Annotated in this window: 19 protein-coding genes; 7 read left to right on the plus strand and 12 right to left on the minus strand. The window is 65.1% G+C overall.

The features are described 5' to 3' along the window. Window positions 1-82: 82 nt before the first annotated feature. Entirely contained in the window at window positions 83-2,392 is a 2,310-nt protein-coding gene (locus tag NLM32_RS31760) for a xanthine dehydrogenase family protein molybdopterin-binding subunit (RefSeq protein WP_254132670.1), read from the minus strand. A gap of 265 nt (window positions 2,393-2,657) precedes the next feature. Here NLM32_RS31760 and NLM32_RS31765 point away from each other — a divergent pair, with 265 nt between their 5' ends. After that, window positions 2,658-2,825 (plus strand): DUF2934 domain-containing protein, encoded by a 168-nt coding sequence (locus NLM32_RS31765; RefSeq protein ID WP_254132671.1) that lies wholly within the window; start codon window positions 2,658-2,660, stop codon window positions 2,823-2,825. Between the two features lie 92 nt (window positions 2,826-2,917). Here the strand turns inward: NLM32_RS31765 and NLM32_RS31770 are convergent, their stop codons facing one another. Continuing rightward, window positions 2,918-3,316, minus strand: coding sequence for a DUF1127 domain-containing protein (locus NLM32_RS31770; protein ID WP_254132672.1), 399 nt, complete (start codon window positions 3,314-3,316; stop codon window positions 2,918-2,920). 670 nt (window positions 3,317-3,986) lie between these two features. Here NLM32_RS31770 and NLM32_RS31775 point away from each other — a divergent pair. Next, on the plus strand, window positions 3,987-5,084 hold the full coding sequence (locus tag NLM32_RS31775; RefSeq protein WP_254132673.1) for an acyltransferase: 1,098 nt from the start codon (window positions 3,987-3,989) through the stop codon (window positions 5,082-5,084). An 8-nt stretch (window positions 5,085-5,092) separates the two neighbouring features. Here the strand turns inward: NLM32_RS31775 and murJ are convergent, their stop codons facing one another. The 5 genes from murJ to NLM32_RS31800 form a co-directional block, all read right to left on the minus strand. Continuing rightward, on the minus strand, window positions 5,093-6,619 hold the full coding sequence (gene murJ, locus NLM32_RS31780) for a murein biosynthesis integral membrane protein MurJ (protein WP_254132674.1): 1,527 nt from the start codon (window positions 6,617-6,619) through the stop codon (window positions 5,093-5,095). A 47-nt stretch (window positions 6,620-6,666) separates the two neighbouring features. After that, window positions 6,667-7,818 carry a DegT/DnrJ/EryC1/StrS aminotransferase family protein gene (locus tag NLM32_RS31785; RefSeq protein ID WP_254135464.1) on the minus strand — a complete coding sequence of 384 codons (1,152 nt, stop codon included), beginning with the start codon at window positions 7,816-7,818 and terminating at the stop codon, window positions 6,667-6,669. A gap of 64 nt (window positions 7,819-7,882) precedes the next feature. Further along, window positions 7,883-8,887 (minus strand): Gfo/Idh/MocA family protein, encoded by a 1,005-nt coding sequence (locus tag NLM32_RS31790; protein WP_254132675.1) that lies wholly within the window; start codon window positions 8,885-8,887, stop codon window positions 7,883-7,885. 182 nt (window positions 8,888-9,069) lie between these two features. Beyond that, window positions 9,070-10,482: a mannose-1-phosphate guanylyltransferase/mannose-6-phosphate isomerase gene (locus tag NLM32_RS31795; protein WP_254132676.1), complete on the minus strand. Its 1,413-nt coding sequence runs from the start codon at window positions 10,480-10,482 to the stop codon at window positions 9,070-9,072. Between the two features lie 7 nt (window positions 10,483-10,489). Then, entirely contained in the window at window positions 10,490-11,479 is a 990-nt protein-coding gene (locus tag NLM32_RS31800; protein WP_254132677.1) for an SDR family NAD(P)-dependent oxidoreductase, read from the minus strand. A gap of 190 nt (window positions 11,480-11,669) precedes the next feature. Between NLM32_RS31800 and NLM32_RS31805 the strand changes: the two genes are divergently transcribed. Continuing rightward, window positions 11,670-12,629 (plus strand): lysylphosphatidylglycerol synthase transmembrane domain-containing protein, encoded by a 960-nt coding sequence (locus NLM32_RS31805; RefSeq protein WP_254132678.1) that lies wholly within the window; start codon window positions 11,670-11,672, stop codon window positions 12,627-12,629. A gap of 102 nt (window positions 12,630-12,731) precedes the next feature. Beyond that, window positions 12,732-13,505: a glycosyltransferase family 2 protein gene (locus NLM32_RS31810; protein WP_254132679.1), complete on the plus strand. Its 774-nt coding sequence runs from the start codon at window positions 12,732-12,734 to the stop codon at window positions 13,503-13,505. Here the strand turns inward: NLM32_RS31810 and NLM32_RS31815 are convergent. From NLM32_RS31815 to rfaD, 4 genes are all read right to left on the minus strand, one after another. Then, the gene (locus NLM32_RS31815; protein WP_254132680.1) at window positions 13,483-15,405 is read right to left on the minus strand and encodes an SDR family NAD(P)-dependent oxidoreductase; all 1,923 of its coding nucleotides are present in this window, start codon (window positions 15,403-15,405) and stop codon (window positions 13,483-13,485) included. The two genes, NLM32_RS31810 and NLM32_RS31815, sit on opposite strands and share 23 nt — an antisense overlap. A gap of 83 nt (window positions 15,406-15,488) precedes the next feature. After that, on the minus strand, window positions 15,489-16,778 hold the full coding sequence (locus NLM32_RS31820; RefSeq protein WP_254132681.1) for an O-antigen ligase: 1,290 nt from the start codon (window positions 16,776-16,778) through the stop codon (window positions 15,489-15,491). Next, a complete protein-coding gene (gene rfaE1, locus NLM32_RS31825) occupies window positions 16,775-18,259 on the minus strand; it encodes a D-glycero-beta-D-manno-heptose-7-phosphate kinase (RefSeq protein ID WP_254135465.1) in 1,485 nt (494 codons plus the stop codon). The genes NLM32_RS31820 and rfaE1 overlap by 4 nt, the downstream gene beginning before the upstream one ends. Window positions 18,260-18,287: 28 nt before the next feature. Next, a complete protein-coding gene (gene rfaD, locus NLM32_RS31830) occupies window positions 18,288-19,268 on the minus strand; it encodes an ADP-glyceromanno-heptose 6-epimerase (RefSeq protein WP_254132682.1) in 981 nt (326 codons plus the stop codon). 173 nt (window positions 19,269-19,441) lie between these two features. On the opposite strand from rfaD, the gene waaF reads away from it, so the two are divergent. After that, entirely contained in the window at window positions 19,442-20,512 is a 1,071-nt protein-coding gene (waaF, locus tag NLM32_RS31835; RefSeq protein ID WP_254132683.1) for a lipopolysaccharide heptosyltransferase II, read from the plus strand. After that, window positions 20,505-21,059, plus strand: coding sequence for an HAD-IIIA family hydrolase (locus NLM32_RS31840; RefSeq protein ID WP_254132684.1), 555 nt, complete (start codon window positions 20,505-20,507; stop codon window positions 21,057-21,059). Before waaF ends, NLM32_RS31840 begins: the two co-directional genes overlap by 8 nt. A 48-nt stretch (window positions 21,060-21,107) precedes the next feature. Here the strand turns inward: NLM32_RS31840 and NLM32_RS31845 are convergent, their stop codons facing one another. Then, a complete protein-coding gene (locus NLM32_RS31845) occupies window positions 21,108-22,145 on the minus strand; it encodes a glycosyltransferase family 4 protein (protein WP_254132685.1) in 1,038 nt (345 codons plus the stop codon). A 125-nt stretch (window positions 22,146-22,270) separates the two neighbouring features. Between NLM32_RS31845 and galE the strand changes: the two genes are divergently transcribed. Further along, complete coding sequence (gene galE / locus NLM32_RS31850; protein WP_254132686.1) at window positions 22,271-23,284, plus strand: UDP-glucose 4-epimerase GalE; 1,014 nt, start codon at window positions 22,271-22,273, stop codon at window positions 23,282-23,284. The last annotated feature ends 4 nt before the right edge of the window (window positions 23,285-23,288 follow it).

Genomic DNA, 23,288 nt, shown 5'->3' on the forward strand with positions numbered 1-23,288 from the left:
GGCTTGCAAGTCGGTTTGGGGGAGGATCATTCATGGTTAGAACCCGGCGGCGGGCGATTATTCCCGCCGCCGGCGCCACGCCTTACAGGCTGTGGCGGCGGTGATGCTCGTTGATCGCGATCCAAACACGTTCTGGTGTCGCCGGCATGTCAATGTGGTCGATCTTGTATTCGCGCCAGAGCCCGTCGACGATGGCGTTGACGACGGCCGGACAGGAGCCGATCGCGCCGGCTTCGCCCGCGCCCTTCACGCCCATCGGATTGGTCGTGCAGGGAATGTTGTTGGTCTCGAACACGAAGGACGGGCCGTCGGCTGCGCGCGGCAGCGCGTAGTCCATGAAGGTCGCGGTGATGAGCTGGCCGTCGCCCGCGCCGTAGACCACCTGCTCCATCAGCGCCTGGCCGATGCCCTGCATGGCGCCGCCATGCACCTGGCCCGCCAACAGCAGCGGATTGAGCGTCTTGCCGAAATCGTCGACGATCACATAGTTGACGATTTTGATGATGCCGGTCGCCGGATCGATCTCGACTTCCGCGACATGCGTGCCGTTGGGATAGGTGCCGTCGGCGCTGGCAAACGTCGCGCTGGCGTTCAGCTTCGACGGATCGGCACCCGGCCGCTTGGCGAGATCGGCGAACGAGATCGAACGGTCGGTGCCGGCGATGCGTACGATACCGTCGGTGATCTCGAGGTCGCCGGCGCTCGCTTCCAGCGCCTGCGCCGCGATCTCTTTCAGCTTCTGCCCGAGCTCGCGTGTCGCGCGCTCGACGCTGACCCCGCCCGAGGGGATCGAGGCCGAGCCGCCGGTGCCGAGGCCCGTGGCGATCATCGCGGTGTCCCCCTGATGGACGTGCACCCGCTCCGGCGCGACGCCGAACTGTTCGGCGACGATCTGCGCATAGGCGGTCTGGTGGCCCTGCCCGCTCGACTGCGTGCCGATCAGCACGGTGATGTCGCCATTGGGGTCCATCCGCACATTGGCGGTCTCCTCGCCCATGGTGCCGCAGACCTCGACATAGCTCGCAAGCCCGATGCCGCGGATCAAGCCGCTCTTCTTGGCCGCCTTGGCGCGCTTTCCAAACTCCTTCCAGTCACCGATCTCCATCGCGCGCTTCAGATGCGCGGCGAAGTCGCCGGAATCGTAGACCTTGCCGGTCGCGGTCTTGTAGGGGAGCGCCTTGGGCTGGATGAAATTCTTGCGGCGGATCGCATCCGGCGTCATGTCCAGTTTTCGCGCGCAGGCATCGACCAGGCGCTCGATGACATAGGCCGCCTCGGGCCGTCCCGCACCGCGATAGGCATCGACCGGCACGCTGTTGGTGAAGATGGTGCGCACCCGGCAGTGGAAGGCCTGGATGTCGTAAAGGCCCGGCAGCATGCCGGCGCCGCCATGCGGAATGTAGGGCCCGAAGGTCGAGAGATAGGCGCCCATGTCGCCCATCAGGTCGCAATCCATCGCGAGGAATTTGCCGTCCTCGGCCATCGCCATCTTCGCGGTGGTGACGTTGTCGCGACCCTGCGCATCGCCCATGAAGTGCTCGGAGCGATCGGCCGCCCATTTCACCGCCTTCTTCAGCTTGCGCGCCGCGACCGCCACCAGGGCGTATTCACGATAGGGAAACAGCTTCGTGCCGAAGCCGCCGCCGACATCGGGGCAGATCACGCGCATTTTCTCGGTCGGGATATTCAGCACGTTCTGGCAGAGGATGTCGCGGAGGCGGTGGCTGCCCTGGCTGCCGATCGTCAGCGTGAGATGATCGTTCTTGGCGTCGTATTCGCAAACCGCCGCGCGCGTCTCCATGAAGCTCGCGACCACGCGCGGATTGACGATAGAGATCTCGGCGACCGTATGCCCCTTGGCAAACGCGGCTTCGGTGGCGGCCTTGTCGCCGATCGACACATCGAACAGCACATTGCCGGGCTTGTCCGGCCAGACCTGCGGCGCGCCTTTCTTGACGGCGTTGACGAGGCCGGTCACCGACGGCAGCGGCGACCATTTGACGTCGATGGCTTCGATCGCGTCGCGGGCCTGGTCGATGGTCTCGGCGACGACGAAGGCGACGGAATCACCGACATGGCGCACCTCGTCCTTGGCAAGGATCGGGTAAGGCGGGCCGGTGAAGGGATCGGTCTCGAAATTGAACAGGCAGGGCAGATTGCCGAGATCGCCGACTTCGGCGGCGGTCAGGATCAGCGCCACCCCGGGAAGGGTGCGGGCGCGGCTGGCGTCGATCGTGAATTTGGCATGCGCATGCGGCGAGCGCAGCATCAGGCAGCGAAGCGCAGCCTGCGGCGCGTAATCGTCGGTATAGCGGCCCTTGCCGCGGATGAGCGCGTCATCCTCCTTGCGCAGCACGCTTTGGCCAACGCCGAACTTGATGGGAGCCGCCATTTTTTCTTGTCCCGTCCTATGGTTGTTTTGCCGGCATATTGCCGTGGAAAAAGTGGCAAGGCAAACGGCTTTAGGCGGGCCTGGTCCTCAATCCCGGGCATGGCGACTTCCGCCGAACGGCCGCGGCTGGTGAGGCAGGAACAATTCCTCGCTGGAAAAGCTTGTATTTGTGAACACGGCATCCACAGCGGGACAGTCGCCGGCGCGACCATACGGCGCAACGCCCGTGCGGCCGCGTTGACGTCCTCGATGAACGAGTGGACCCATGCCCAACCCGACCGAAGAACAGATTCGAATCCGCGCACATCAATTGTGGGACCTCGCCGGACGGCCCGAGGGGCGCGAGGACGAATTCTGGCACGAAGCCGAACGCGAATTGAGCGACGGCACCACGAACAATCCCGACGAGAAGTCCGAGACGTTTCTGGAGTAACGGACATGGCCGAAAGACACGCCTGAGAACAAGCAACCGCACTCGCTGCCGCTTGCTCTCAGGGCGCCGGTCCACATCTCGCAGTCGATCATTTACATCCCGCCACGGCTCAACAGATACCGCGTGCTGTCTCTCAGCGCATCGATCGATCGCTGAGGCGTGAGGTGGTCGATCTCGCCGCGCGTCAGGCCGATATCCATCAGCTCCCTGTCACTCAGGTCCTGCAACGACAGCCGTGGGCTCTGGCGCCGCTGCTGATACGCAAGCCAATATTGCCTGATCAGGCCGAGGATACTCCGCGTGGAGGCCGCTGCGGTGCCGGCGGCGTCCTTGTCCGGCAAGGCGCTGTCCAGCGCCGCAGCCGACGCCTTGAGGCGTGCGGCCAAAGCCTGGTCGACCGCGCTCTTCGCCGACACGATCGAGAGCCTGAGGCCGCGCCTTGCGGCGTCGCCCTCTATCCCGGGAGAAACGTCCGTTAGTTGTGGTGGCATCGCATGCTCCTGCTGTTGTGCCGGCAGGGAGCGTGGCCAAACAAAAGGCCCCGTCCGATGCCGGCGGGGCCTGGTGGAAAAGATGTCGTCGACGAATTCCTAGCGCGCGACTCCTTCCACGGCCCAGCCGAAGCGGGTCATGTGCGAGAAGTTAACGTTGCGCGACCATTTAATCATGGGCACGCCGATAGCACGGCGATCGCGCAAAATCAAGAGATGTGCGGAGTTTGGCCACACCCTGCAGGCGAGCCTCACTCCGGCGCGACGACGCTGCGACACATCGGACAGCAAGGCCATAACTGAACCAAGTCGCTCGACGAGCCTTTCCCAGGCGATCGGATCGCGCGTTCGCGTCGTGGTCGAGGCCGTCTCAGCTGACGTAGCCCGCTCCGAAATGTGCGGGCGCATGGGCGGGCGGTGGCGGAAGATTCGCTCAAGTTGTATCTTTAATTTAACTCGCGCGATACACCCTCTGGTTTAGTGATATCCCCGTTGGGAATGGGGGAACTCGCATGCTGAGGGATGTTTTTGACGCTGCGGCCGCAGCGCCGGGCGTCAGCCGTCTCCAACGACCAGAGGTCACGGAACGGAACCCGCGAGAGCATCATATCGCTCACACAGATCGTGAATCGCCGGTGCATGCGCCCGGGGCAGCGCCTGGCCGATGATTATGCCGCCGCTCACAAGGGTGAACGCCTCGCCATTTGACCCTCGGCTGGAATCCTTGCGTGGCCTCGCCTGCCTGACGGTATGCGTATTCCATGCGACGCACGTCTTCACGAACAATCCGCAATCGGTTTTCTTTGACACGCTGCTGCTGGCCGCCAATCCGGCCGCGGCCGTGATGTTCTTCTTCGTGCTGAGCGGCTATGTGCTCGGGGCCTCGCTGGAGCGCGACCGTGCAATTGCGCCTTACATGGCGCGGCGGCTGTTCCGGCTGATTCCACCGTTCGCGGCAGCGGTCCTGTTCGCTTTCGCCTGCGAGCGCCTTTGGCGTCTTGATCCGGCCCCGGCCGGGCTCACACCCGGCTTCGAGCACCTGTTCTGGCCGCAACCGACCTGGAACGATCTGTGGGACAATCTGCTGCTCGGCTCCAATCGGGTGAACGGTCCGACCTGGACGCTCTTTCCCGAATTGTTGGGATCCATGATGCTGCCGTTCGCGGTCGCTGCGCACGGCAGGATTGAACCACGATGGCGCTGGGCACTGTTCGCCGCGGTCACGATCCTGCTCGCGAGTGGCCCTTACCGAACGCTGCTGTGGTTCTATTTCGGCTGTTTTCTCGTCAAGGAGTTTGCCACGCTGCTCGCAGGTCGCAGGCAGCTTGCCACGGTTGCGTTCATCGCGGGCCTGGTCGGACTGGAGTTAGCCGGCTCCTACGATGAGTTCTACACGGCGGGCATTGTGCTGGTTTCGGCCACTGCAGCCGCGCTGATGATGGGTGCCGTGGTGTCGTCACGCGACATGCTGCAATGGGCGACGACCGCGCCGCTGCGGTTTCTTGGCCGAATCTCGTTCAGCCTCTACCTCGTGCACTGGCCGATCTTTTATCTCTGCGCCCTCGTCGCGGTCGATCTTGGCTCGATCGCGCCGACGCAGGTCTGGGGCAATTTGTTCGTCATGGTGACGTCGCTCGTCGCGGCGATCGCCATCGCGGCGCTGGCGTATCGGTTCATCGAAGCCCCTTCGATTCGGGCAGGTGCGTTCGCGGCACGTCTCCTGGCGGAGATGTGGCGAAGCCGGGCAGCTGTCCACGGCGCCGGCTGATATGCACTCTAGCCGCGCACCAGCGAGACCAGCCAGCCGCGGCCGAACAAGACCAGGATCGCGAGCGCGTAGACGATCGTGCCGCCGAGGGCCAGCAGGACCAACGTCACTTCGTCATGGAAGCGCATCGCGCCCAACGCAGAACCGCCAAAGCGCGCGATCAGCCAGAAGGCGCCGGCGAGGATCAATCCGGTCAGCAGGAATTTGCCGAGCGACAGCAGCCAGGCGCGGTCCAGCACGAGAAAGCCGCGCCGCACGGCGAAGAACAGCACCAGCAGCAGATTGGTCCAGACGCCGACGGCGGTCGCCAGCGCCAGGCCGATCTGGGCGAACGATCCCATCAAAGCGAGTTTCAGCGCGACGTTGACCGCGATGCCCGACAGCGAGGCGCGGACCGGCGTCGCGGTGTCCTTGCGCGCATAGAAGGTCGCGACCGCGCTGCGGATCAGCACGAAAGGGATCAGGCCGATCGCATAGGCCGCGAGCGTGCTGCCCGCGGCAACCGCATCGGCCTTGGAGAACGCACCGCGGGCGAACAGCGCGCGCATGATCTCGTCGGGCACGGTGAGGAAGGCCGCGACGAACGGCACCGAGAACAGCAGCGTGAAGTCGAAGGCGCGGCGCTGCGCCTTCATCGCGCCGTCATGATCGTTGGCCGTGATCCGCCGCGACATCTCCGGCAGCAGCACCGTGCCGATCGCAATACCGATCACGCCGATCGGCAATTGATTGAGGCGGTCGGCGTAGTACAGCGCCGACAGCGCGCCCGCTGGCAGGAAGGTCGCGATGATGGTGTCGGCGAACAGCGCGACCTGCGTGCCCATCGAGCCCAGCGTCGCAGGACCCAATGCCCTGAAGAAGCTGCGGACGTCTTCATCGAGCTTGAGCGGCGCAAAGCGCGGCAGTCCGCCATGGCGGGCGAGATCGCCGGCGAGCAGGAAATATTGCAGGAAGCCCGAAATTAGCACGCCCCAGGCGGCTGCGTGCCCCGCAGTCGGAAACCAGGCAGCGAGCGCCAGCGTCATCATCATCGCGACGTTGAGGAAGATCGACGCGGCAGCCGCACTGGCAAAGCGCTGCATCACGTTGAGCATGCCGCCATAGAGCGTCACCAGCGTGATCAGCAGCAGATAGGGAAAGGTGATCCGGGTCAGCTCGATCGCGAGCTTGCGCTGCTCGGCATCCTCGGAGAAGCCAGGCGCCAGGATGCTCATGGCCTGCGGCATGAACAGCCAGGCGACGATCAGGAGCACCACCTGCGAGGCCAGCAGCAGCGTGAAGATGCGGTCGGCGAACAGCCGCGCCGCCCCCTCCCCGCGCTCGCCATGGACATGGGCATAGGCCGGCACCCAGGCGGCGTTGAAGGCGCCCTCGGCGAAGATCGCGCGGAAATGGTTGGGCAGCCGCAGCGCCACGAAAAAGGCGTCGGCCACAGGGCCGGCGCCGAGGATCGCCGCGAGCATGATGTCGCGGGCAAATCCCGTCAGCCGCGAGAGCAGCGTGTAACCACCGACCGTGAAGATGCGTCCGAGCATGCGTCCCTTCTAGAGGAAGAGACGGCTCGCTGCAAAATCAGGGCGAATCAGCTCGCCAGCGCGCCGCGCACGGCCGCGATTACCCGCTCCTGGTCGGCTTCGGTCAGATAGGCGTGCATCGGCAGGCTGATGACGTCCTGCGACAAGCTCTCGCAAGCAGGCAGGCCGCCGTCGGCGACCGGATACTGCTTGTAGGCGGTCTGCTGGTGCATCGATTTGCCGTAATAGATCGCGGTCGGCACGCCCTGGGCCTTCAGCGCGGCGGCGAAGCCATCGCGGTCGGTCCCCTCGGGGAGACGGATCGTGTACTGCGCCCAGACCGAGGTATTGCCCGGCGCCAGACGCGGCACGGTCACGACGTTGGACAGGCCCCGCGCATAGCGCTCGGCGACCTTGTTGCGGGCGGCGATCTCGTCGTCGAAAATCTTCAGCTTCTCGATCAGGATCGCGGCCTGCATGGTGTCGAGCCGGCCGGTCAGGCCGAGGCGGACGTTGTCGTATTTGTCGACGCCCTGCCCGTGCACGCGGATGCTGCGCAGCGTCGCCGCCAGCTCGTCGTCATCGGTAAGAATCGCGCCGCCGTCGCCGAAGCAGCCGAGCGGCTTGGCCGGGAAGAAGCTGGTGGTGGTGGCGAGCCCGAAGGTGCCGAGCTTGCGGCCCTTGTAGCTCGCGCCAAAACCTTGCGCGGCGTCATCGATCACGAACAGTCCCTCGGTCTGTGCGATCTCGGCGATGGCATCGTGGTCGGCGGGCTGGCCGAACAGATCGACCGGGATCACCGCGACAGGCTTCAGGCCAGCCTTGCGCGCAGCCGCAATGCCGCGCTTGAGCGACTCCGGGCTCATGTTGAAGGTCGTCTCATCGACATCGACATAGACCGGCGTGGCTCCGGTCCGTGCCGCCGGCGACGCGGTTGCAATGAAGGTGAAGGAAGGGCACAGCACGGCATCGCCGGGCCCGACATTCTTCGCCATCAGCACCATCAGAAGCGCATCGGTGCCGTTCGAACAGGACACCACGTGCTTGGCGCCGCAATAGGCGGCGAGCTGCTTCTCGAGTTCGAAGACCTCGGGTCCGTTGACGAACTGGCAATGGTCCATCACGCGCTTCACGGCAGCATCGAGCGAGGCACCGAGCCGGGCGCGCTGCGAGGCGACGTCGATGAAGGGAATGGGTTCGGGACGCAGATGCTGGTTCATGGCCTGGTTCTTCGCCTGGTTCTTGGCGCCTTGCGGGTTTTGAGCGGTCGACATGGAAAGGGTTTTAGCCGGCGATGCGGCGCGGACCCTTGCGGGCAGGCGACGTGGCTGCGGGCCGCGACGGCGTCTCGAGGCACTGCGTCGCGATCTCGAGGCTGGCGACGCCCTCGTCACCGGTGACTGCCGGCGTCTCGCCGTTGCGCACCGCCTTGAGGAAGGCGATCAGCTCGGCGCGGAGCGGCTCGTCGTGACCGACCGGCAGGTGCCGCATCGAGTAGCTGCCGTCCGGCTTGAAGCCGAAGCATTCGGTGACCTGGCGCGTCAGGAGATCGCCCATCACGTATTTGTCGCGGGTCGCCACCGTGACGCTGCGCGCCTTGAACGGCGTCAGCCAGTTGGTGTTGATGTGCGCGAGCACGCCGTTGGCGGTGCGGAACTGCAACAGCGCGATGTCCTCGCGCTCGGCGACCGCGCTCGACAGCTGCGGCTGCACCTCGACGATGTCGGATTCGGTGAACCAGCGGATCAGATCGATGTCGTGCACGGCCAGATCGATGACCACGCCGACATTGGACATGCGCGGCGGGAACGGACCGACGCGCGTGATCGCGATCGAGAGGATGTCCTCGCCGGCGATCGCCTGCTTGACGGCGGCGACCGCGGGATTGAAGCGCTCGACATGGCCGACCATCAGCGTGACGCCGGCCTTTTGCGCGGCGGCGACGATCTCGCGGCCCTCGGCGACCGTGGACGCGATCGGCTTCTCGACCAGCACGTGGATGTTCTTGGCGATGCAGGCGAGCGCGACCTCGTGATGCAGATGGGTCGGCGCCGCGATGGTGACGGCATCGACGCCTTCGGCCAGGAGCTGGTCCAGCGTCTCGAAGCTCGCGCAATTGGCGAGTTCGGTCGCGCGCGTCCGATGCGCCGGCGAAGGATCGACCACGCCGACCAGGCTGACGCCGGGCAGACCGCTCAGCACGCGCGCATGGTTGCTGCCCATCACGCCCGCGCCAATGACGCCGACGCGCAAGCCGGCCTTTGCCGGTTGTGACCCTTTGGAACTCATCTGATCGAACCCCGATTCAACGCAAATCCCCGGGCCGCTTCTAGCACGGGTGCCACATTTGTGGCGAATGCCGGCCAAACTGCCCGGACACGATTTGATTCAAAAAGTTACACGTTCTCCGGGCCTTAAGCCGCACAAAGCGGGCTTTTCAGGCCCGGATTCCGTGATTCGGAGTTGGCTGGTTACGACCTTTGATAGTCGTCTTCAATCCGGATGATGTCGTCCTCCCCGAGATAGGAGCCGGTCTGGACCTCGATCAGTTCCAGCATGATCTTGCCGGGATTCTCCATCCGGTGGACGGCGCCCATCGGGATGTAGATCGACTCGTTCTCGTGCACCGTCTTCACGGTCTCGTTCACGGTGACGCGGGCCGCACCCCGGACCACGATCCAGTGCTCGGCGCGGTGATGATGCTTCTGCAGCGACAGTCGCCCGCCCGGCTTGACCACGATGCGCTTGACCTGATGGCGCTCGCCATTGTCGACCGACTGGTAGCTGCCCCAGGGGCGATGCACCTTGAGATGCTCCTCGGTGACCTTCGGCGCGACCGCCTTGAGCTTGGTCACGAGACGCTTGAGGCCGTTGGCGTCCTTCTGGCGCGAGACGAGAACCGCATCCGCCGTTGCCACGACGACGAGATCGTCGACGCCTTCGAGCGCGACGAGTGCGTGATCGGTCGTGACGTTGCAGTTGCGCGAATCCTCGAACACCGCGGTGCCGTGCGCCGCATTGCCTTGGCTATCCTTGTCGGACAGTTCCCACACCGCGCGCCAGGAGCCGACGTCGGACCAGCCGCAGGACACCGGCACAACGGCTGCGCGCGAGGTCTTCTCCATCACCGCATAGTCGATCGAGATCGCCTTCGCCGCGCCGAAGGCCTGCGGCTCCAGCGTGACGAAGCCGAGATCACGGCCGGCATTGGCGACCGCATTGGACACCGCCTCCACGCTCGCCGCATCGACCTTGCGATATTCGTCGAGCAGCAGGGAGGCGGGGAACATGAAGTTGCCGCTGTTCCAGAGATAGCCCGAATTGACGTAGTCGGCGGCCTTCACGGCATCCGGCTTCTCGACGAAGCGCGCGACCGCGTGGACTTCGCCGGAGATCACCTCGCCCGGGCTGATATAGCCGTATTCGGTTGCCGGCCGCTCCGGCTTGACGCCGAAGGTGACGATGCGCCCGGTGCTCGCGGCCGTGAGGCCCTCGCGGCACGCCGCGACGAAGGCGGCATTGTCCTGCACCACGTGGTCGGCGGCGAGCGCGAGCACGATCGCTTCGCCGGTGCGGTTCTGCGCGAACGCCGCGCCGGCGGCGATCGCGGGACCGGAGTCGCGCCGCATCGGCTCGAGGATCACATCGGCCTCGATGCCGATCTCGACCAGCTGCTCCAGCACCATGAAGCGATAGGACGCATTGGTGATGACGATGGGGCGATCGAACAGCGAAGCCTCCGAGACGCGCAGCAGCGTGTCCTGGAAGGTCGAGCGCGCGCCGAACAGCGGCAGGAACTGCTTTGGGCGCACCTCGCGCGAAGCCGGCCACAGCCGCGTGCCGGCGCCGCCGCACATGATCAGGGGGATAATGCGTTTGTCCATCGTCATTTCAAACCTTGTAGTGGTCGCGATACCAGGTGACAAAATTGTGGACCCCGTGCTCGATCGGCGTTGACGGTGCAAAGCCGGTGTCGCGCATCAAATCCTCGACATCCGCGAACGTTTCCACCACATCTCCCGGCTGCATCGGCAGCAATTCTTTGACCGCCGTCCGACCCAGCTCCCGCTCCAGAAGTCCGACGACATGCATCAGCTCTTCGGGGCGGTGATTTCCGACATTGTAGACCCGAGACGGCGCATTTGCGGCAGCCGGATTGTCCGCAGGCACAAGATCGATCAGCTTGGACACTACGCGGGTCACGTCGTCAATATAGGTGAAGTCGCGGCGCATCTTGCCATGGTTAAAGAGCCGGATCGGCTGGCCCGCCATGATGGCGTTTACAAACAGAAACATGGCCATATCAGGCCGTCCCCACGGGCCATAGATCGTGAAAAAGCGCAAGCCCGTGACCGGCAGCCGGTAGAGATGACTGTAGGACTGCGCCATCACCTCGTTGGCCTTCTTGGTCGCGGCGTAGAAGCTCACGGGATGATCGGTCCGGTCCTGCACGGAAAACGGCAGTTTAGTGTTGGCGCCGTAAACGGACGATGACGAGGCGTAGACGAGATGGCGACAGCCGCACGTCCGGCAGCCCTCGAGCAGATTGAGAAAACCCTGCAGATTGGAATCGGCGTAGCTCTGCGGATGCTCGATCGAGTGGCGCACGCCGGCCTGGGCGGCGAGATGCACGACCTCCGGAAAGCGATGCCGCGCAAACAGCGCCGCCATCGTCTCGCGATCGGCGAGATCAGCCTGGACAAAAGAGAAACGGGATTCGTTGCCGAGCAGCGAAAGGCGCGCCTGTTTCAACGCGGGATCGTAATAGCTGTTGAGATTGTCGAGCCCGACCACGGGCCGCCCCTCGGCCAGGAGCTGCCGGGCGACGTGAAAGCCGATGAAACCGGCGGCACCCGTCACCAAAATCGCCTGATCCGTCATCCTGTTCCCAAGCGATCCCGAGCAATCCCTGAAGCCAGCCCGTAAAGTTTCTCTGGCCGGTATCAAGGGGGCGCAATAGACCGCCGCCCTTCGTGATAGCTATTGCAAGATCGGCGCCAAAACCATACCAAAGCGGCCGAATTCGGCGCCTCGCGTCGGGTTGCCCCGAAACCCTGTCCAAGCGGGCGAGATGCGCCGAATCCTGTTGTCGACGGCCAAAATCCTGATCTCCGCGGCGCTGCTCTATCTGGCGCTACGCAAGGTCGATCTGACCGAGCTGTTCTCGCGCTTCACCGCGACCAGCCTGTTCTGGATCGGCATGGCGATCGCGGTGACGTTCCTGCAGATCTTCGTCGGCGTGCTGCGCTGGCGCGAGGTCAGCGCCGCATGCGGTGCGCCGCTCGAGCTCGGCCGCGCGATGCGCTACAACGTGATCGGCTCCTTCTTCAACCAGACCCTGCCGTCCGCGATCGGCGGCGATGCGGTCCGGCTGTGGATGGTGGCGCGCACCGGCGCAGGATGGCGCGCCGCGACCTATTCGATCTTCGTCGATCGCGCGATCGGCCTCGTGGCGCTGGCGGTCCTCATCGTCGCGAGCCTGCCCTGGAGCTACACGCTGATCACCGATCCGCACGGCCGCTCGGCGCTGCTGCTCGTCGACTTCGCCGCGCTTGCCGGCGGCATCGGCTTCCTGATCTTCGGCGCGCTGACATGGCCGTGGCTGAAGACCTGGTGGGCCACCCACCACATCCACGCCTGCGCCGTGATCGCCAACCGCGTGATCTTCAACCGCAAGAGCGGCCCGATGATCGCGATCCTGTCGATTTTGGTTCACGTGCTTGCCGTCGTCATCGCCTGGTGCGTGGTGCAGTCGATCGCAGCACCGGTCAGCTTCGCGCAGGTCTTCCTGCTGGTGCCGCCGGTGATGCTGATCACGCTGATGCCGATCTCGATCGCCGGCTGGGGCGTGCGCGAGGCGAGCATGGGGCTCGCCTTCGGCTTCGCCGGGCTGGCGGCCAACGAAGGCGTCAACATCTCGTTGCTGTTCGGCGCGGTCTCCTTCATCGTCGGCGCATTCGGCGGCCTGGTCTGGATCCTCAGCGGGGAGAAAGCCGCGCACAGCGCGGCGCCGATCGCGGCGCGTGAATAAGGGTTCACAGGGCCGGCACGGACGCACCGCGACCGCAGCGATTGCCTATCAACCTTCAAGGTTGTTTCCTATAATCTCCGGCGCGTACATCACGGATCCGGAATGAAGATCAGCGTCATCACGGCCAGCTACAACTCCCAGGCGACGATCGGCGCCACCATCGAATCCTTCCTCGCCCAGACGCATCCCGACAAGGAGATGCTGGTCGTCGACGGCGCCTCAAAGGATGCAACGCTGAAGATCGTGGAGTCGTTCGGCTCCAGCGATATCCGCGTGATCTCCGAGCCCGACAAGGGTGTCTACGACGCCATGAACAAGGGGTTGCATCTGTTCAAGGGCGACGCGATCGGATTCCTCAATTCGGACGACACCTTCCACGACGACAGCGCGCTGGCGGCGATCGCGGCGGCGCTGGAACAGGCCGATGTCGTCTATGGCGACCTCGACATGGTCACCGATCACCAATCCAAGACCCTCGTGCGGGCCTGGCGCGGCGGACAGTACGGCCGCTACTCGTTTCAGCTCGGCTGGGTCCCGCCGCATCCGACGTTCTACATGCGACGCCAGGTCGCCGAGACGGTCGGCGACTACGATCTGAGCTACGTCACGACCGCCGACTACGATTACATGCTGCGTGCGCTGGCGCTGAACGACTACAGGGTCGCCTATCTTTCGCGCGTCATCGCCGATTTCCAGATGGGCGGCATCAGCACGAGCGGCTGGCGCGTGACCTTGCGCGCCAATCTGGACTGCCTGCGCTCGCGCCGGCAGCATCTGCACGCGCCCGTCATCGACGCAGCGTTCTTCCTGCGCTTTGCCCGGCGGATCTTTCAGCTCCGCTCGCCGTCGTCCCTCAGGATGCAGCGCTCGCGTTGACGCCGAACTCCGGAACGGCATCCTTCAGGATGGTCCTGATGGTGGCGCGATCGTCATGCGTGATGGCGATTTCGAGCGCGGACATCCATTTGCGCAGCGTCTGCATCGGCGGCTCGTTCGGCTTCGCCGCCATGACGCCCGCGACCCCGATATCGACGGTCGGCTCCTCCGAGGCGAACAGGATTTCGTTCAATCGCTCGCCCGGCCTCATGCCGCTGAACACGATCTCGATGTCGATTCCGGGCTGCAGGCCCGAGAGCCGGATCATCCGTTCCGCCAGATCGACGATCTTCACCGGCTGGCCCATGTTCAGCACGTAGACCGAAACGTCGAAACGCCTGGCGCCGAGCGCATGGGTGGCCGCCGTGATGACGAGATCGCAGGCTTCGCGGATGGTCATGAAATAGCGGACCATGTCGGGATGCGTCACGGTGACGGGACCGCCGGCCTCGATCTGCGCCTTGAACTTCGGCACGACCGATCCGTTCGACGCCAGCACGTTGCCGAACCGGACCGAGATGAAGCGCATCGCCGGCTTGCCGCCGCCGGCCTGCGCCACGAGGTCGTGGTCGAGCGCCTGGCAATACATCTCGGCGAAACGCTTGGTCAGACCGAGCATCGAGACCGGCTCGATCGCCTTGTCGGTCGAGATCATCACCATGGCCTCGGCGCCGGCGGCGAGCGCCGCATCGGCCACGTTGATCGAACCGAAGATGTTGGTCTTGACGCCCTCGCTCCAGTCGCGTTCCAGGATCGGAACATGCTTGAGCGCGGCGGCGTGGAACACGATGTCCGGCTTGAACTCCGCCATCAGACGCGTGATGCGCTCGCGGTCGCGGATGTCGGCGATCCGGCCTTCGATCTCGGCGCCGGAGCCGCGCGCGGCGAGCGTCTCGGTGACCGCATAGAGGGCCGGCTCCGAATTCTCGACGATCAGCAGGCGCGCCGCGCCGAACGCAACCACGCGCTCGCAGATCTCCGAGCCGATCGAGCCGCCACCGCCGGTGACGATGACGCTCTTGCCGTTGATCAGGGCTTCGAGACGCCCATAGTCGATGGTCTCGCTCGGACGCAGCAGCAGGTCCTCGACCGCAACCGAGGTGAGCCGCGGCACATCCCCCTGCTCGAGCGACGGCAGCCGGCTGACGATCAGGCCAAGCCGGCGCGACCGCATCAGCACGGATTCGGGATGCGAATCCGGCTCGAAGGCGGACGGCGTCATCACCACCCGGGCGATCGATTTGTCGCGCTTGGCGAAGCTGGCGATAACATCCTCGATGTCGTCGGTCGCGCCGACGACCGGCACGTTGCGGATGAGCTGGCCGAGGTCAGCCCGGGACGGCGACAGCACCCCGACCGGCCGCAGATGCTTGATGGCGCCGCTCTCGATACCGCGGAGCACGACCTCGGCATCGGCGGTGCGCCCGATCAGGAGCGTCGGCGCGGCGTTTTCGGTCCTGACGTGATGCATCACACGGGTGTAGCGGAAATAGCGATAGGCCAGCCGCAATGCGCTGAGCGCGGAGATCTCCAGGAACCAGTAGAGGACGATGGTGATCTTGCCGAGAAAGAAGGCGCCGTGCACGTTCGGCGCGACGAAGATGTAGTCGAGCATCAAAAGGGCGACGGTGAGCACCGTGGCGACGCGAATGATGTTCAGCGCATCGGGCAGCGAGATGAAGCGCCACTTCGTGGTCGTCAGGTTGAAGACGTAGAACACGACGACGCTGAAGGCGAGGAAATAGGGCAGGATCTGCAGCAGCAGCGGCAAGCGGGCCGTGAAGCCCGCGCCACCCTCGAAACGCAGATAGAACGCAGCGAACAGGGCCGCGGCCGTCGCCACCAGGTCGTGAAGCGCGATCAGGAAGTTGCGCAAGGTAAGATGCGAAAGACGCGTCATCTGCGGCCGAATATCTCCAGTTCTGCATACAACCTGACCGCGCTGATAGCCCATCTCGCCGGGACTTGCCAGCGCTCCGAAGCTCAGGCGCGGGCTTCTCCCGGGCTCCGGCCGTTCCGGCGCGAATTGAGCACCATGCCGCCGGCTACACCGACACCGAGCACGTACATCCACCCTTCGTGGAAGTCGAAAAGATGGGAATTGAACAGCGAGGTGAACACGTTTTGGACAACGACCAGCAACCCGATCCAGTTGGCGAGATCGTCGCCGCGGAACAACAGGAGATGCGCCGCCCACATCGCATACAGGACGATGATGCCGACGATGCCCCATTGCACGGCGACGTTCAGCGTCTGGTTATGGGGATTGCCGATCACCTCGTTTGAGGCCGCGTAGGGGCCGCCGGTCGCAGCCTGCTCGAACAAGCCGCGCGTCGAGCCGGTTCCATGACCGATGACCGGCGCCTCGGCAAAGAAACCCAGCGATTTGCGCCAGAACTCGAGCCGAAGTCCGATCGATGTCGGGATGCCCCTGTCCCTGTACATCTCGTACTGCACGGAGAAGGTCTCGATCGTCGTGTGCAGTTTCGACGACGTCTGCCATGCCAACGCGGCGAGGGCTGCAAGAACCACGGAGATGATCAGGACGCTACGCCATTTCAGGTGCAGCAGCCCGAACACCGCCAGCATGATCGGCACAGTCACTAGTGCGGTGCGCGAGATGACCACAAAGGCCATGTTGACGAAGAAGCTGAGCGCAATCGCTGCCAGCAGCGCAGCGAGCCAAACCCTCTTCTGCCGCAGCAGCTTCACGATCGGAAACGCGAGCGCGACCGCGCAGAGCGTGAATTCTTGGCTCTGGTCGATATAGTTCTTCACGAAAATGCCGCGCGAATTGGATTCCTCAGGCGGTTTCAGCGAGAGCGTGGGATGGAGAAACACGAGCCAGGACATCACCGACAGCAGCGCGCAGGACACCAGAAAGGCGATGAACACGAGGTGCCCGCGCGACGAGCGTTCGAAATGATAGATCAAGACGGGGAGCACCAACAGCTTCGTCGTCGGGTTCACGGCGTAGAACCGCGCGCCCCAGGACGCCCCCGACCACAGCGTGCCGACGAGCGCGAGCAGGCACAGCGCGATCGGCAGTGCGCAGACCGGGCGCTTCAGCGATTGCAGGAAGTCCCTGACGTCGAGAAACGGCACCATGCAAACCAGCATCGCGACATTGAAGATCGCCGCGAGCGACGTCGACCACGGCAGCGAGGCCGCGGTCAGGATGGCGAACAGGTCGACCGTCTCGGACCATGCCGCCGGACTGCGTAGACGCCGGAGCGTCGCCCCCCACAACGTCTCCCGCGCGAGCGCCGTCACTTCGTCTCTCCGCGCGCGCGATGAACCAGCGCGGTCGTGCTGAAACCCTTCAGGATATCGACCAGCACGACCACCCCGCCGGCGGCTTCGACGACCTCGTGGCCGACCACCTGCTCGCGGGTGTAGTCGCCGCCCTTCACCAGAACGCTCGGCGTGATGCGCGTGATCAGGTCGATCGGCGTGTCCTGCTCGAAGATCACGACGAGGTCGACGGCTTCGAGTGCGGCCAGCACTTCGGCACGCGCGCGCTCGTCCTGGACCGGGCGATCCGCGCCCTTCAGCCGCCGCACCGAGGCGTCGCTGTTGAGGCCGACGATCAGCCGGTCGCAGGCGGCGCGCGCCGCGGTCAGAACCTTGACGTGGCCGGGATGCAGGATGTCGAAGCAGCCATTGGTGAAGCCGACGCGCAGCCCCTCCCCCTTCCATTCGGCGAGCTGGGCCTCGAGCGCGCCGGGCGCGCGCACGACCTTCTCCTCGGCGGCGAGATAGGCATGCGGCAGGATCTTTCGCCGCAGCTCGTCGGCGCTCACGCTGGCGGTGCCCTGCTTGCCGACCGCGACCGCGGCCGCCGCACTCGCCATGCGCAGCGCCGTATCCCAATCCGCCCCCGCCGCGCGCGAGACCGCGAGCGCGGCGGCGACGGTGTCGCCGGCGCCGGAGACATCGCGCACCTTCACCGGGAAAGCCGGAACATGGACGGCCTCGCCCTTGCGCGGCACCAGCGTCATGCCGTGCTCGCCCTGCGTGACCAGGATCGCCTCGCAATCGGCGAGCCGCATCACGTCCTCGCTGGCATCGACGATGCTCTGCGGCGTGTCGGCACGGCTGCGGGTGGCTTCCGAGAATTCCTTGCGGTTGGGCGTGAGCAGCGTGGCGCCGCGATAGATCGCCCAGTTCAGGCTCTTGGGATCGACGATCACGGGCTTGCCGAGCTTTCGCGCGGCGTCGATGGTATGGCGGATCACGCGCGCGGTCAGCACGCCCTTGGCGTAGTCGGACAGCAGCACGATATCGGCGCGCGCGATCTGCGGCACGATCGCCTCGATCAGCTTCGTCTCGACCTCGTCGGAGGCCGCTACCGCCTGCTCCCAATCCGCGCGCAGCATATGCGTGGAGAAATGCTCGGAGACGAAGCGCACCTTTCGCGTGGTCGGCCGCGACGGATCGCACACCAGCGCGCTGTCGATGCCGGCATGGTCCGCCAGCGCGGCCTTGAGTCGCGCTCCCGCATCGTCCTCGCCGACGAGGCCGACGAAGATACAGCGCGCACCGAGCGAAGCGATATTGCGCGCGACGTTGCCGGCACCGCCGATATGGATCTCGCTGCGCTGCGCCGCGATGACCGGCGTCGGCGCTTCCGGCGAAATCCGCGATACCTCGCCGTAGACGAACTCGTCCAGCATGATGTCGCCGATGCAAAGCACCGTGCGGCCGGAGATGGCTTGCGCGAGAGCATCGAAATCGAGAATGGGCGTCGGCATGGTCATTGGGCCTCAGATCCTTGGGGCCTTATCGGAAACGGTCGGGCCGGTCGAGATAGTCCCCGACATAGGCCTTCACTGCGTCTTCGAGCGTCGTGAAGCCGCCGTTATAGCCGGCGCGGTGGAGACGATCGACCTTGCTCTCGGTGAAATATTGATAGCTGCCGCGGATCTGCTCGGGCATGTCAATGTATTCGATGTTGGCCTTCGTACCGAGCGCCGCATAGGTCGCGAGCATCAGATCCTTGAAGCTCCGCGCCTTGCCGGTGCCGACATTGAACAGCCCCGACACCGCAGGCGTCGCCAGCAGCCACAGGATCACGCGCACGACGTCGTCGACATAGATGAAATCGCGACGCTGGTCGCCGTCGGCGATGCCGTCGCGATGCGACTTGAACAGCTGCACGACGCGGCCCGCCTTGACGTCGTCGAAGCGACGCGCCAGCACGCTCATCATCGTGCCCTTGTGGTATTCGTTCGGGCCGAACACGTTGAAGAATTTCAGGCCCGCCCATTGCGGCGGCAGGGAATCGCCGTTCGCGACGCGCCCGGCGACCGCGAGATCGAACAGCTGCTTGCTCCAGCCGTAGAGGTTCATCGGCCGCAGCTTCTTCAGCGCCGGCAGCGAGGCGTCGTCGTCGAAACCTTCCGCGCCGTCGCCATAGGTCGCGGCCGACGAGGCGTAGATCAACGGCACGGCGTTGGCCGTGCACCAGTCGAGCAGGCGCATCGAGAAGCGGAAATTGGTCTCGATCACCAGATCGCCGTCGGTCGCGGTGGTCTCGGAAATCGCTCCGAGATGGATCACGGCGTCGAGCTTGCGCCCCTTCAGCCAGTCGGCAAGCTCGGCCGGTGGAACGATATCCACAAGCTGCCGCTTGGCGAGATTGCGCCATTTGCCGTCGCTGCCCAGGAGATCGCAGATCACAACGTCGCTGCGGCCCGCCTCGTTGAGCGCGGCCACGACATTCGATCCGATAAAACCGGCTCCGCCGGTCACCAGCAACATTCCAACCACCCTGCCCGATCTTCGCGGCCCGATACCTGCCCTAGCGCATCATCTACCAAAGTGTAAGCATTTTGGGCCTGACGCTCGGGGCTCGCACTTCTGCCCGCTTTACCTGCCGGCCGGGAGCGGCTAACCGAACCGCCACATCAGGGCGCCCGCGGCACAATTAACGAATGAACAGCGATTCGCAATTTGGCGGAAATGAGGATCGGAGCGACACAAGCCCGATCCTGATCGTCCCTTATATGTGGATCGGCGATTTCGTCCGGAATCATACCGTCGTGCGTGTGCTGAAGGAGCGCTGGCCGAATCGGCCGGTCGATCTCCTGACCACGTCGCTGTGCGCGCCCCTGGTCGACTACATGCCGGGCGTGCGCGCCGGGCTCGTCTGGGACCTGCCCCGCAGCCGCCTTGCCGTGGGCCGCCAGCTCGGCCTGGCCCGGCTCCTGCGTGAGCGGAACTACGGCACCGCCCTGGTGCTGCCGCGGACCTGGAAGGCGGCCATTGCGCCGGCGCTGGCCGGCATCCCGGAACGGGTCGGCTTCGTCGGCGAGTTCCGGTTCGGCCTGCTCAACCGCTGGCGCTGGGGCGAGAAGAAGCTGCCCCGCTTCATCGACAAGAACGCCGCGCTGGCCCAGCCCGACGGCGCGCCTTTGCCGCCGGAATGGCCGGTTCCGCAATTGCGGGTCCCGGCTGACGAGATCGCCCGCTGGCGCCAGGCCAACGGCCTCAGCGCCGGGGCCGCCGTGGCGCTCGCGCCTGGGTCGGTCGGGGTGTCGAAACGCTGGACCTATTATCCGGAGGCCGCCCGCCTGCTGGTTGAGCGCGGGCTGGAGGTCTGGGTGGTCGGCGGTCCCGCGGAAAAGGGCCTCGCCCAGGAGATCGTCGCGGCCGGCGGCCCGGGCGTCCGCGATCTCACCGGCAACGATCTGCGCAACGGCGTTCTCGCCATGGCCGCAGCCGGCGTCGCGATCTCGAACGATTCGGGCCTGATGCATATCGCGGCCGCGCTCGACACGCCCACCATGGGCATCTTCGGCCCGACCAGCCCCTATCTCTGGGCCCCGCTCAATGGCCTCGCCGCGACCGTGGTCCAGACCAAGAGCGTGCTCGCCTGCCAGCCTTGCCAGAGCACGATCTGCAAAATGAACGACCACCGCTGCATGCGGGATATCGCGGCGTCAGAGGTCGTCGAGATCGCAAGAGACGTGCTGGCAAGGACGCAAGGACGTGCAAATGTCTGACGGCCGCGCGGCGAAGCCCGCCGCATTCCTCGATCGCGACGGCGTCATCAACCTCGACGATGGCTATATCGGCACGCGAGACCGCATCCGTTGGACGGAAAACGTCGCCAGGGCCATTCGCCGCCTCAACGAAGCCCGCTATTGGGTGTTCGTCTTCACCAACCAGTCCGGCGTCGCGCGCGGCCTCTACAGCGAAGCCGATGTGAACGCATTGCACGGCTGGATGCGCGACGAGCTCGCGCGCGACGGCGCCGGGATCGATGACATCCGCTTCTGTCCGTATCATCCGCAGGGAACGGTCGCCGGCTACAGCAAGGAGCACGACTGGCGCAAGCCGGCGCCCGGCATGTTGCGCGATCTCATCCAGCACTGGCCCGTGCAACTCGACGGCAGTTTCGTCATCGGAGATCAGCCGAGGGATCTCGAAGCTGGCAAGGCGCTGGGACTGCCGGGCTTTCTCTTCGAAGGCGGCGACCTCGATGCGTTCGTGGCTGAGGTGATCGCGAAAATCGGACCGAAAACGCGAAAACAACCCCATGCACAGTAGCCCGCTGTAGCGAAATCAACGACTTACCGTCGCACACGGCGCCCTCGCTCAAAGCAGCGGCCGATAGACCTCGCCGATCCGCGCCGCCTCGGCATCGAGGCTGAATTTCGCCAGCACACGTTCGCGACCACGTTCGCCCATCGCAGTCGCAGTAGCCACGTCACGCATCAATGGCTCGAGCGCAGCCGCGAGCGCATCCGCATCGCCCGTCGGGATCAGCATGCCGCTCACGCCGTCCTCGACCACGAGTTCGGCAGCTCCAGCGCGGGCGGCGACGAGCGCGCTGCCGGCCGCCATTGCCTCGATCAGCGTCAGGCCAAAGCCTTCGTTGCGCGAGGTGAAGGCGTAGATCGTCAACCGCTGATACCAGCGCTGCACGTCTTCGATCGGCAGCTCGCCGGTGATGACGATGCGCGACTGCAGGCCGGCTGCTTCGATGCGTTTCTTCAGATCGTTGGCGAAGGGCGTCTGCTCGGCCGTGACTTGTCCGACGATCACGGCCGTGAAATCCGGATAGCGCGGCAGCAATCGGCACATCGCATCGACAAACACATCGGTGCCCTTCTGCGCGCGCACGCGGCCGAAGCAGCCGATGGCGTAACGGCCGGGCAGCGCGGCTTCCGCGAATGCCGCGGCGCGATCGACCGGTGGCGCATAGACGTCGGTATCGACGCCATGCGGGATCACCGTCGCTTTGACTTTGAGGAACGAGGCCGAGATGTCCGATGTCGCGATGATCGCGTCCATCTGCCGGATCAGCCAGCGCGTGATCCAGCTGTGATGCCGCTGCGCCGCCGAGGTGAACACCAGCTTGAGCGGCCAGCCGAGCGCGCGTAGCAAAACGCCCGCGATCATCTCGTTGTTGCGGCGCGCATGCCAGGTCAGGGGCGACTTGCGGCGCCATAGCTTCAGGACATCGGCGACGCCCAGCCGCACAATCCCCTCCGGCGCGTCCGATCCGAACCACGCGGCGCGATAGAGTTTTGCCAGCCGCGGCGCCACCATCCGGTTGGTCGCGGTGACCCCGGAATAGCGCCTGTGCAGATTTGGCACGATCACTTGCAGATCGCCCGGGAAATTCGCCACGTCATGCTCCGTTTCGCAAAGTCCTATACGCAACATTAAGCATAGTGACCAGTTCAGCCGGCCCGAAACCCCCTCTTCACCGCGCAAACGTTAACTTGGTGCCTTGATCGAAGACGGGTGAGATCATGACTGTGCTAGTCACCGGCGGCGCCGGCTATATCGGAAGTCACACGGTCCTGACGCTGGCGGAGGCCGGCGAGGACGTCGTCGTGATCGACGATCTCTCCACCGGTTTTTCCGCATATCTGCCTGAGGGCGTGCCGCTGTTCATCGGCGATGCCGGCGACGAGAACCTGCTCGAGGGCGTGATCGCCCAGCACAACATCGAGAGCATCATCCATTTCGCGGGCTCCGTGGTCGTGCCGGATTCGATGCGCGATCCGCTCGGCTACTACCGCAACAATTTCATGACCGCGCGCAATCTGCTCAACGTCGCGGTGAAGCGCGGCATCAGCCGCTTCATCTTCTCCTCGACCGCCGCCGTCTACGGCAATCCGGACCAGGTGCCGGTGCCCGAGCACGCGCCGACGCGGCCGCTGTCGCCCTACGGCTCGTCCAAGCTGATGACCGAGATCATGCTGCACGACGTCGCCGCCGCCTACGGCATGCAGTACGTGACGCTGCGCTATTTCAACGTCGCGGGTGCGGATCCGCAGGCCCGCATCGGGCTTGCCACCGTCGGTGCCACGCATCTGCTCAAGATCGCGGTGGAAGCCGCGACCGGCCAGCGCGCCAAGATCGACGTGTTCGGCACCGACTACCCGACCCAGGACGGCAGCTGCATCCGCGACTTCATCCACGTGACGGATCTGTCGCAGGCGCATCGCTCGGCGCTCGCCTATCTGCGCAACGGCGGCGCCTCGACGACGCTGAACTGCGGCTATGGCCGCGGCTATTCGGTGCTCGAAACCATCGATGCCGTGCGGCGGGTGTCGGGCCGCAGCTTCGCCGTGCAATACGCCCCGCGCCGGCCCGGCGACATCATGACCATGGTCGCCGACACCAGCCGCATCCGCGGCCTGCTCGACTGGAAGCCGCAATACGAGGACCTCGAGACCATCGCGGCGCACGCGCTGGCCTGGGAGGACAAGCTGTTCCGCGAGCGCCATGGCGAGCTCCGCCACGCCGTCTCGGCCTAGAATC

The sequence above is a fragment of the Bradyrhizobium sp. CCGUVB14 genome (assembly GCF_024199935.1).
Lineage (GTDB): Bacteria > Pseudomonadota > Alphaproteobacteria > Rhizobiales > Xanthobacteraceae > Bradyrhizobium.

What these genes read in the sequence shown, in the direction of transcription:
- NLM32_RS31760 (WP_254132670.1), bottom strand. Translation starts at nt 2,392, where the DNA reads ATGGCGGCTCCCATCAAGTTCGGCGTTGGCCAAAGCGTGCTGCGCAAG.
- NLM32_RS31765 (WP_254132671.1), top strand. Translation starts at nt 2,658, where the DNA reads ATGCCCAACCCGACCGAAGAACAGATTCGAATCCGCGCACATCAATTG.
- NLM32_RS31770 (WP_254132672.1), bottom strand. Translation starts at nt 3,316, where the DNA reads ATGCCACCACAACTAACGGACGTTTCTCCCGGGATAGAGGGCGACGCC.
- NLM32_RS31775 (WP_254132673.1), top strand. Translation starts at nt 3,987, where the DNA reads ATGCCGCCGCTCACAAGGGTGAACGCCTCGCCATTTGACCCTCGGCTG.
- murJ (WP_254132674.1), bottom strand. Translation starts at nt 6,619, where the DNA reads ATGCTCGGACGCATCTTCACGGTCGGTGGTTACACGCTGCTCTCGCGG.
- NLM32_RS31785 (WP_254135464.1), bottom strand. Translation starts at nt 7,818, where the DNA reads ATGAACCAGCATCTGCGTCCCGAACCCATTCCCTTCATCGACGTCGCC.
- NLM32_RS31790 (WP_254132675.1), bottom strand. Translation starts at nt 8,887, where the DNA reads ATGAGTTCCAAAGGGTCACAACCGGCAAAGGCCGGCTTGCGCGTCGGC.
- NLM32_RS31795 (WP_254132676.1), bottom strand. Translation starts at nt 10,482, where the DNA reads ATGGACAAACGCATTATCCCCCTGATCATGTGCGGCGGCGCCGGCACG.
- NLM32_RS31800 (WP_254132677.1), bottom strand. Translation starts at nt 11,479, where the DNA reads ATGACGGATCAGGCGATTTTGGTGACGGGTGCCGCCGGTTTCATCGGC.
- NLM32_RS31805 (WP_254132678.1), top strand. Translation starts at nt 11,670, where the DNA reads ATGCGCCGAATCCTGTTGTCGACGGCCAAAATCCTGATCTCCGCGGCG.
- NLM32_RS31810 (WP_254132679.1), top strand. Translation starts at nt 12,732, where the DNA reads ATGAAGATCAGCGTCATCACGGCCAGCTACAACTCCCAGGCGACGATC.
- NLM32_RS31815 (WP_254132680.1), bottom strand. Translation starts at nt 15,405, where the DNA reads ATGACGCGTCTTTCGCATCTTACCTTGCGCAACTTCCTGATCGCGCTT.
- rfaE1 (WP_254135465.1), bottom strand. Translation starts at nt 18,259, where the DNA reads ATGCCGACGCCCATTCTCGATTTCGATGCTCTCGCGCAAGCCATCTCC.
- rfaD (WP_254132682.1), bottom strand. Translation starts at nt 19,268, where the DNA reads ATGTTGCTGGTGACCGGCGGAGCCGGTTTTATCGGATCGAATGTCGTG.
- waaF (WP_254132683.1), top strand. Translation starts at nt 19,442, where the DNA reads ATGAACAGCGATTCGCAATTTGGCGGAAATGAGGATCGGAGCGACACA.
- NLM32_RS31840 (WP_254132684.1), top strand. Translation starts at nt 20,505, where the DNA reads ATGTCTGACGGCCGCGCGGCGAAGCCCGCCGCATTCCTCGATCGCGAC.
- galE (WP_254132686.1), top strand. Translation starts at nt 22,271, where the DNA reads ATGACTGTGCTAGTCACCGGCGGCGCCGGCTATATCGGAAGTCACACG.